This is a genomic window from Novosphingobium sp. (genome assembly GCF_041915465.1).
In the GTDB taxonomy this organism is placed as follows: domain Bacteria; phylum Pseudomonadota; class Alphaproteobacteria; order Sphingomonadales; family Sphingomonadaceae; genus Novosphingobium.
The window spans coordinates 22,092-30,966 of sequence record NZ_JAYSBK010000031.1 but is presented as its reverse complement, the minus strand read 5'-3'; the positions used below and the strand labels follow the sequence as shown (position 1 = coordinate 30,966).

Annotated in this window: 7 protein-coding genes and 1 pseudogene; 3 read left to right on the top strand and 5 right to left on the bottom strand. The window is 64.4% G+C overall.

Annotated features, from left to right (window positions below):
- The 5 genes and pseudogenes from ACE3SN_RS07590 to ACE3SN_RS07570 all read right to left on the bottom strand — a co-directional run.
- Nucleotides 1-256: pseudogene (locus ACE3SN_RS07590) on the bottom strand (Ppx/GppA family phosphatase); the annotation flags it as partial.
- A gap of 13 nt (nucleotides 257-269) precedes the next feature.
- A complete protein-coding gene (locus tag ACE3SN_RS07585; protein ID WP_374528932.1) occupies nucleotides 270-2,396 on the bottom strand; it encodes an RNA degradosome polyphosphate kinase in 2,127 nt (708 codons plus the stop codon).
- Between the two features lie 204 nt (nucleotides 2,397-2,600).
- Entirely contained in the window at nucleotides 2,601-2,993 is a 393-nt protein-coding gene (locus tag ACE3SN_RS07580; RefSeq protein WP_374528930.1) for a hypothetical protein, read from the bottom strand.
- Between the two features lie 48 nt (nucleotides 2,994-3,041).
- Nucleotides 3,042-3,959, bottom strand: a complete 918-nt coding sequence (locus ACE3SN_RS07575) for an SDR family NAD(P)-dependent oxidoreductase (protein ID WP_374528928.1) — start codon at nucleotides 3,957-3,959, stop codon at nucleotides 3,042-3,044.
- Between the two features lie 4 nt (nucleotides 3,960-3,963).
- Nucleotides 3,964-4,884: an SDR family NAD(P)-dependent oxidoreductase gene (locus tag ACE3SN_RS07570; RefSeq protein ID WP_374528926.1), complete on the bottom strand. Its 921-nt coding sequence runs from the start codon at nucleotides 4,882-4,884 to the stop codon at nucleotides 3,964-3,966.
- Nucleotides 4,885-5,000: 116 nt separating this feature from the next.
- Here ACE3SN_RS07570 and ACE3SN_RS07565 point away from each other — a divergent pair, with 116 nt between their 5' ends.
- The 3 genes from ACE3SN_RS07565 (at nucleotide 5,001) to ACE3SN_RS07555 (ending at nucleotide 8,802) form a co-directional block, all read left to right on the top strand.
- Nucleotides 5,001-6,437: an MFS transporter gene (locus ACE3SN_RS07565; RefSeq protein ID WP_374528924.1), complete on the top strand. Its 1,437-nt coding sequence runs from the start codon at nucleotides 5,001-5,003 to the stop codon at nucleotides 6,435-6,437.
- A 60-nt stretch (nucleotides 6,438-6,497) separates the two neighbouring features.
- The gene (locus ACE3SN_RS07560) at nucleotides 6,498-7,244 is read left to right on the top strand and encodes a nuclear transport factor 2 family protein (RefSeq protein ID WP_374528922.1); all 747 of its coding nucleotides are present in this window, start codon (nucleotides 6,498-6,500) and stop codon (nucleotides 7,242-7,244) included.
- A gap of 112 nt (nucleotides 7,245-7,356) precedes the next feature.
- Nucleotides 7,357-8,802 (top strand): NAD-dependent succinate-semialdehyde dehydrogenase, encoded by a 1,446-nt coding sequence (locus ACE3SN_RS07555; RefSeq protein WP_374528920.1) that lies wholly within the window; start codon nucleotides 7,357-7,359, stop codon nucleotides 8,800-8,802.
- The last annotated feature ends 73 nt before the right edge of the window (nucleotides 8,803-8,875 follow it).

Genomic DNA, 8,875 nt, shown 5'->3' with positions numbered 1-8,875 from the left:
CAGCCGCCGTCGCCGCCACCCTCAGGTCGACCGGCTCCATCAGCCGCAGCAGCGCGGCAAAGCGCGACAGCCCCTTCAGTGCAACTTCGCGGGCTTCGGGATCGAGCGCGGCACCCGGCGTAAGGCCGCGTCCGAGCCCGGCCATGACCTTTTCGTTGAACAGCACCACGGGCGCGCGGGGATGGCCGCCGAACACGACCAGTCGGATCGAGTTCGACCCGATGTCGACAATCGCCTTGCGCCGCACTGAATCCACGCGCGAATCCCCCTTAGAGGGGCGGGTTTAGGGTGAGTTTGGGGACTTCGCCAGCTTCGCCCAGCGCCGCGCCGCGCCCGGACAGCGATGGGTTGTGCATAAAGTATTCGTGGCAATCGAAAGCCGGGCCAAGTCCGACCGCGCGGGCATAATTGCCATCTGCGGCCAGCAACCACGAGCGCTCGGTATCCTTGAGGTTGGCCAGCATCACCTGGTCAAGCACCTGATCGTGGACAGTGGCGTTCTCGATCTCGAGCGCATATTCGACGCGGCGATCGAAATTGCGGCTCATCCAATCGGCCGAAGAAACGAACACCCTGGCCTGGCGGCTGGGCAGCGGCGCGCCATTGGCAAAGGCCCAGACGCGGCTGTGTTCAAGGAAGCGGCCAAGGATCGACTTGACGGTAATGTTTTCGGACAGGCCCGGAACGCCGGGGCGCAGGCAGCACACCCCACGCACCACCAGGGCGATTTGCACCCCCGCCGCGCTGGCCTCGTAGAGCTTGTCGACCATGCCGCGGTCGGACAGCGAGTTCATCTTGGCCCAGATCTGCGCCGGCAGACCGGCCCGGGCATTGGCGATTTCCGTATCGACCAGATCATAGACCCGCTGGCGCAGATTGATCGGACTGATCGCCAGCTTCTTCAGATTCGGATCGAGATAGCCGGTGATGAAGTTGAACATTGCCGCCGCGTCCGCACAGATCGCCGGATCGGCGGTGAAGAACGACAGGTCGGTATAGGTCCGCGCGGTTTGCGGATGATAGTTGCCGGTGCCGAAGTGGCAGTAGCTGCGGGTCCCTTGCCCCTCGCGCCGCACGACCATGCTGCACTTGGCATGGGTCTTGAGCTCGATAAAGCCATAGACCACTTGCACGCCCGCGCGTTCGAGCTGTTCGGCCCAGCGCAGGTTCTGCTCTTCGTCGAAGCGCGCCTTGAGTTCGACCACGGCAGTGACCGACTTGCCCGCTTCTGCCGCATCGCACAGCGCGCGGATCACGGCACCCTGCTTGCCCGCACGGTAAAGCGTCTGCTTGACTGCGAGAACATCGGGATCGTTAGCCGCCTGCCGCAGGAAGGCCAGCACCACGTCGAAGCTCTCGTAGGGGTGGTGGACGATGATGTCCTTCTGCCGGATCGCGGCAAAGCAATCGCCATCATGCTCGCGGATGCGTTCCGGAAATCGCGCTGTATAGGGCTCGAACTTGAGGTCTGGCCGGTCGATCGCCACGATCTGCTCGAAATCGGCAAGCCCCAGCAGCGCATCGCTTTCGGTGACGGTAGCCTCGCCGCCAAGTTGTTCCGCAATGAAGCTGCGCAGCGCGGGCGGGATCACCCGTTCCGTCACCACGTGGATCACCCGGCCACGGCGGCGGCGCAGGATCGCGGTGCGGAACGACAGCACGAGGTCTTCGGCCTCTTCCTCAAGCTCAATGTCGCTGTCGCGGATCACGCGGAAGACGGCCGAACCCAGCACGTCGAACGCCGGGAATATCCGCCCCGCGAAATGCCGCAGCACGGCCTCGACCGGCACGAACCGGCCCGGCTCCGGCTCAATGAAGCGGGGCAGGCCCGAAGGGATCATGATCAGTTCGTGGACCATGGCCCCGGTGGCCCGGTGCCGCAGGTCGAACATCAGGCTGAGACCAAGGTTCGGAATGAACGGGAACGGATGCGCCGGGTCGAGCGCCTGCGGAGTCAGGACCGGAAACAGTTGCTCGGTGAAGTAGCGATCGAGCGTGCGCGACTGTGCAGGCGTGATCTCTTCCGCGCCAAGCACTTCGATCCCCTCGGCGGCAAGCAGCGGACGCAGTTCGCTCCAGCAACGGTGCTGCTCGGCCATCAATGCAGCCGACCGCGCCTCGATCCGTTCAAGCGCCTGGCCCGGGGTCAGGCCGTCGATCGACAGCGCTTCGATCCGGCGCAGCTGCTGGCCGCGCAGCCCGGCGACGCGAACCATGATGAATTCATCGAGGTTGGCACCCGAGATCGCCAGGAAGCGCAGCCGTTCGAGCAAGGGATGGGCGCTGTGGCTTGCTTCGGCCAGCACCCGGCGGTTGAACTGAAGCCAGCTGAGCTCACGGTTGAAATAGCGGCCTGACGCAGACGCCGGCCCGCCCCCCTCGAACTCCCCTTGCACCGCCCTATCCCGTATTGCGCCATCGGCAGCCATGTCGTGCTTGAACCTTCCCGGTTGCGAGCCGCATTGGGCCCTTTGCGGCTACCATGCGGCAAAAATGTTACGACTATGCGACTGAAACAGCTACGGCTCCTGCGGGCTTTTGCAACAGTTCCGCCGCTCTCGCTTCGATTTCGCGCCCCATGCGCTGCCGCGCCGCACCGTTCAGCGGGCGGGAATCGCCGCGTCAAGCAAGTTGATGCAGGGACCGGCGAGAGCGTCCAGCCGCTGCTTGGGATCGGATGCGGAGGCCAGCTCGTTCTGGAGCGATTTGGCCCGCGACTGGAAATATTCGCGCGCCTGGTCCTGGTTGAGGTGCTGCTCGTCGATCAGGCGGGCGCCGACCTGCACGAAGAACTCCTTCCCGCGTTCGGCCAGCGGTGGATAGGCATCCGCGCCGGGCGCGCCGCGTTGCTGTTCGGAAGCGATGATACCGAACACGACGGCGCAGTTTACCGCCGTATCGAGATCGACCACCGCCGGTTCGGCATGGACGGCAGATAGCGGGGCGGCCGCAATGACGGCGGCCGCGGCGATGGCGCAAAGAGTCCTGATCATGGGTGCCAGCCTAGCGCCCATGACCTGAACCGCAACTGTCGACAGATCCTATTCCGCCGCCAAAGACTTTCTGCGTGCCTCGCGCCCGGCATCGGCGCGGAACTTTTCGAAGGCCACACGCTGATCGAAGCCCGGATCCTTCGGATAGTCCTGGTAGTGATCGAGGATGTAGTCGAACACTTCGCGCAGCTCTTCCTTATGATCGGGGTGGCTGAAGATATAGAGCCGGTTGGCCTTCACCGCCTCGATCGTGCGCGCGCCGATCACGTCGGGTTCCATGCCGTATTCGTGCACGCCCTGCAGCCGCTCGACCGCCGCCGTGTCGACTGCCTTCATCGCGCCCTTGAGGTCGTCGGGCCGGATCGCGTCGCTCGCATAGATCAGGCTCTTGACCAGTCCCGGGCATAACACCGACACGCCGATCCCGTATTGCAGCAGGCTGTAGCGCAGCGATTCCGACAGCGCCCGCACCGCCGCCTTGGTGGTGTTGTAGATGCCCGGACTGCCCGAGGAGAGGAACCCGGCCATCGAGGCGGTGTTGATCACGTGGCCGCCGACCTGTGTCCCCGCCTTCACGCGTTCGACCATGCGCGGCACAAAGGTCTGCACGCCGTTGATCACGCCGTGGAGGTTGACCCCCATCAGCCAGTCCCAATCGTCGTAGGTGCTTTCCTCGATCGGCTGGAACAGGTTGACGCCCGCGTTGTTGACCAGGATCGAGACCGGGCCGAACTTCGCCTCAACCTCGTCCGCTGCTGCCTTGAAGCCATCGCGGCTGGCAACGTCGAGCTGGACGCCCATCACCTCGCGGTTGTCGAGGCTGGCGAGCGCCTTGTCGATCGAGTCCTGCCGGATATCGGCAATCGCGACCTTGCAGCCTTCATTCAGCAGATTGCGCACGATGCCGATGCCGACGCCATTGGCCCCGCCAGTGACGAAGGCCGTGCGGCCCTTGAAGTCCTTCATCGCCTCAGCCTCCCCGCTTGGCCTTGAGCGCGTTCTGGCGCGCGATTTCCTCGGTGATCGCGGGGTTGCGGAACAGCATCGCGAATGTGGCCTTGTATTCCGGATTCTCGGGCAGATGGGTCTGCACGGCCGCCGTGGTCGCCTCGCCGCGCTCGCGCACGCCGACCAGGAATTCGCTATGGGTGAGGATATAGAGCTCGTCGTTCAAAATGCCTTCCAGCACGCGCTGGCCAACCTCTTCCTTGGTCTGGAACAGATGCTTGAGGTCGCCGCTGGCCTGCCGGCGCTTGTCGGCCTCGGCGTAACCGGTCTCGGCCAGTTCCGCAGGCCGCGTCTTGCCGCTTTCAGCGATGTTCGACTGCACCGCGCCCGGGCAGAACGCCGAGCAGATCACACCGCGGCCTTCGAATTCGGGGCGCATGCATTCCATCATGCTGGTGACATAGGCCTTACCGGCCGAATAGATCGTGGTCCCGCCCACCGGCACCAGCGCCGACATCGAGGCGGTGCAGACGATGTGTCCGCCCTCGCCGTGCGCCAGGATGCGCGGCAGCACCGTGACGACGCCGTTGATCGCGCCGCCAACGTTGACGTTGTTGACCCAGTCCCAGTCCGAGAAGGTGGCAAGGTCGGTCGGCCCGACCAGCCCGACGCCGGCATTGTTGACCAGCAGATGGATCTTGCCGAACTTCGCCTCTGCGGCGTCGGCACCGGCGGCGAACTGTTCGCGATTCGTCACGTCCAGCTTGACCGCCAGCACATTGTCGCCGCCGTTCAGTTCCGCGCTCGCCTCTGCCAGATGGTCGTCGCGAATATCCGCGATCACCACCTTCATTCCCGCACCCAGCAGGGCCTTGGCGATCCCCAGACCGATGCCCGAGGCACCGCCCGTCACGAAGGCGGTCTTGCCTTCCAGATTCTGCATGTCACTCTCCCATTCGGTAAAATTTACCGCTGGCCTTTTTGTATATGTTACTTACAAATTGCCAAGAGGATTCGACGGGCCGGGAAACGGTCCGCGTTGGAGAGGATCAGAAAAGCATGGCCATCGCTCCCACGCCGGCGGCGCCCGAACTCATTGTCGAACCCGGCGGCGCGGTCCCCGGTCCCGAAAGCCATGGCAGCGAAGAAGCAAGCGGCCACTGGCCGAGCGCAGGCGCGGCCTATTTCGCGCTGTTCGCGATCATTCTTGCCACCTTCCTCAACTTCTTCGACCAGACCGTTTTCGGGATGCTGGCACAGCGCATCAAGGCAGACTTCCAGCTGACCGACGAACAGCTCGGCTTCCTTGGCGGCCCGGCAAGCATCATCTTCTATGTGCTGGTCGGCATTCCGCTGGCGCGCCTTGCCGACATCTATCCGCGCAAGCTGGTGCTGGCGGGCGGCGTGGTCGTGACCTCTTCAATCATGGTGCTGGGCGGCATGGCGCAAAGCTTTCGCCAGTTCATTGGCACCCGGATGTTCCTGGGCGCGGGCGGCTCGGCCCATGCCCCGGCCGCCTATTCGCTTATTGCCGACGCCTTCCCGCCCAAGAAGATCACCCGCGCCTTTGCATTGCTGCAACTGGGCTTCATCGGCGGGACCACGCTGGGCGTCTATTTCGGCGGCAAGCTGGTGGTGGCATCGGCAGGCTGGGGCGATGTCCGGCTGCTGGGGATGAAGATCTTCGGCTGGCAGTGGATCATGGTCTACATGGGGCTGGGCGGCCTGCTCGCCGCGCTGCTGTTGCTGTACACGAAGGAACCCGCCCGCAAGCTGCCCGCCGGCAAGTCGAGCGAACTGCCCGCCGATGCCAGCGCGGGCCGCCGCCTTGTCACCTTCATGGGCTTCGATGCGCTGCAGGCGATCAACGCGCGCCGCGCAGTCTATTATCCGATGTTCGGCGCGCTGGCGCTTTCGGCTGTCGAAACCTTTGGCCTCGCCTTCTGGCGCGTGCCGTTCATGATGCGCACTTTCGGCTGGAACGAAGCGCAGATCGGATCGGTCATGGCGCCGATGCTGCTCGTCTCCAACCTTGCCGGGATCCTGCTCGGCGGGATCTTCGTCGAATGGCTGGCCAAGCGCCACAAGGACGCGAACGTGCGCGCCGCCGCGATCCTGTTCGGCTGCGTAACGGTCTGCGCGATCCTTTCGCCGATGATGCCCACAGGCGAGGCTTCGCTGGCCGTGATGTCGCTGGGCGGCGTATTCGGCCTGGCTGGCGCCGTGCCGCAGAACGCCGCGATCCAGCGCATCGCGCCGCCCGAAATGCGCGGACAGGTGACCGCCTTCTACCTCTTCATGTTTACCTTCTTTGGCGCAATGGGCAGCCAGGTGGTCGGCTCGGTCGCACAGCGCGTGATCGGCAATGAGGCCGACCTTTGGAAGGCCCTGGTGCTGACCGCCGCGGTCCTGCTTCCGCTTGCAACCCTGTTGATGGTCCGCGCAATCCGCCCCTACTGCGAGGAGGTCGAACGGCTTGAGGCAGAGGGCCGTTGACAAGCCAGCTCATCACCCGCAATTTGTAAGCATAACATACAATCATCTGGAGAGAGTCGGATGTCCGAAGACCGTATTGCAGCCCTCGAAGCCAAACTCGCAGAAGTTGAACAGCGCCTGACCGTGCGCGAAGACGAACTGGACGTGAAGAAGCTCCAGTACCTCTATGGCTACCTGATCGACAAATGCATGTACAACGAAGTGGTCGACCTGTTCGCCGACGATGGCGAAGTGCGCTTCTTCGGCGGCGTGTGGAAGGGCAAGGAAGGCGTCCGCCGCCTCTATGTCGAGCGGTTCCAGAAGCGCTTCACCTATGGCAACAACGGTCCGATCGACGGCTTCCTGCTCGATCACCCGCAGATCCAGACGATCATCGACATCGATGCCGACGGCAAGACCGCCCGCCTGCGCGGCCGTTCGACCATGCAGGCCGGTCGCCACAAGGATTACGAAGGCAACGAACCGCACCTCAAGGCCCGCCAGTGGTGGGAAGGTGGCCTTTACGAGAACACCTACGTCAAGGGCGACGATGGCAAGTGGCGGATCAAGTGTCTGAACTATTTCCCGCACTGGCACGCTGACTTCGAAAGCGGCTGGGCGAACACCCCGCAGGAATATGTGCCCTTCCCCAAGGTGCTCTACCCCGAAGACCCCAGCGGCCCGGACTCGCTGATCGAGGATCACTGGCTGTGGCCCACCCACAAGCTGCTGCCGTTCCACATGAAGCACCCGATCACCGGCAAGGAAATGGTGGCGGAGCGCTGGCAGGGCGATATCGACCGCGAAAACGCCAAGGCGAAGGCGTAAGTTGTCTGCAAATCCGCGTCACCCCGGACTCGATCCGGGGTCCCGTTTTCCCGCGGGGTGCGGTAACCAAGCGGAGCCCCGGATCAAGACCGGGGTGACGGAGTAATCGAATATGTCGCAATATCCCGCCCTCTCCATGATCATCGACGGAACGCGCGTTTCCGGTGGCTCGCGCCGCACGCACGCCGTCATCAATCCCGCCACCGGCGAAGTGCTGGGCGAACTGCCGCTGGCCGATGCCGCCGACCTCGACCGGGCGCTTGAAACAGCCCAGCGGGGCTTTGAAATCTGGCGGGATTCGACGCCGCAGCAGCGCGCCGCCGTGTTGCAGGGCGCGGCGCGGCTGATGCTGGAGCGGCAGGAGGAAATCGCCCGGATCGCCACCATGGAACAGGGCAAGCCGCTTACCGAAAGCCGGCTTGAAGTGATGATGAACGTCGGCCTGTTCAACTTCTATGCGGGCGAGGTCTTCCGCCTCTATGGCCGCACGCTGGTCCGCCCGGAAGGGATGCGTTCCACCGTGACGCACGAACCGGTCGGCCCGGTCGCGGCCTTCGCGCCGTGGAACTTCCCGATTGGCAATGTGGGACGCAAGCTGGGCGCGCCAATCGCGGCGGGCTGCTCGGTGATCCTCAAGAGCGCGGAAGAAACGCCGGCCTCCGCCCTCGCTGTGCTGCAGTGCCTGCTCGATGCGGGGCTTCCCGGCGAAGTGGCGCAGGCCGTGTTCGGCGTGCCCGATGAGGTCAGCCGCCATCTGCTGGGCAGTCCGATCATCCGCAAACTTTCGTTCACCGGTTCGACCGTGGTTGGCAAGCATCTTGCCCGCCTGGCAACCGAGAACATGCAGCGCACCACGATGGAACTGGGCGGCCATGGCCCGGTGCTGGTGTTCGCCGACAGCGACCTTGAGCAGGTGCTCAACACCGTCGTCCCGCACAAGTACCGCAACGCCGGGCAGGTCTGCGTCAGCCCGACGCGCTTCATCGTCGAAGACAGCGTGTTCGAGGCGTTCCGCGACGGGTTCATCGCCCGCGCCAAGGCGGTGAAGGTCGGCAACGGCCTTGAAGACGGCACGCAGATGGGTCCGATGGCCAACCCGCGCCGGCCCGAGGCGATCGACGCGCTGATCAAGGACGCCGTTGCCAAGGGTGCGAAGCTGGGCTGCGGAGGCGGCCGCCCCGAGGCTCTGCAGGGCGCGAACCAGGGCTATTACTATGCTCCCTCGGTCCTGTCCGAAGTGCCGCTTGAAGCGCGGATCATGAACGAAGAGCCGTTCGGCCCGATCGCCTTGATCAACCCCTATGTTGATGAAGCCGCGATGATCAAGGAGGCGAACCGCCTGCCATATGGCCTGGCCGCCTATGCCTGGACCCGCGACGCTGCCCGGCAAAAGCGCCTGGCGCGGCGGCTTGAGGCCGGGATGGTCGGGATCAACACCACCATGGTCGGCGGTTCGGATTCGCCGTTCGGCGGGGTCAAATGGTCCGGCCACGGCAGCGAGGACGGGATCGAGGGCGTGCTGGCCTGCATGGTCACCAAGGCCGTGCACGAAGCGTGATGCACAGGCGTGAAGTAAACATCGGACTGGCGGCGGCACTTGCCGCCATGTCCGCCCCCGCAGCGGCGGCAAG

Excerpts from the sequence above, each read along its gene's own strand:
- ACE3SN_RS07580 (WP_374528930.1), bottom strand. The coding sequence starts at position 2,993 with ATGATCAGGACTCTTTGCGCCATCGCCGCGGCCGCCGTCATTGCGGCC.
- ACE3SN_RS07575 (WP_374528928.1), bottom strand. The coding sequence starts at position 3,959 with ATGAAGGACTTCAAGGGCCGCACGGCCTTCGTCACTGGCGGGGCCAAT.
- ACE3SN_RS07570 (WP_374528926.1), bottom strand. The coding sequence starts at position 4,884 with ATGCAGAATCTGGAAGGCAAGACCGCCTTCGTGACGGGCGGTGCCTCG.
- ACE3SN_RS07565 (WP_374528924.1), top strand. The coding sequence starts at position 5,001 with ATGGCCATCGCTCCCACGCCGGCGGCGCCCGAACTCATTGTCGAACCC.
- ACE3SN_RS07560 (WP_374528922.1), top strand. The coding sequence starts at position 6,498 with ATGTCCGAAGACCGTATTGCAGCCCTCGAAGCCAAACTCGCAGAAGTT.
- ACE3SN_RS07555 (WP_374528920.1), top strand. The coding sequence starts at position 7,357 with ATGTCGCAATATCCCGCCCTCTCCATGATCATCGACGGAACGCGCGTT.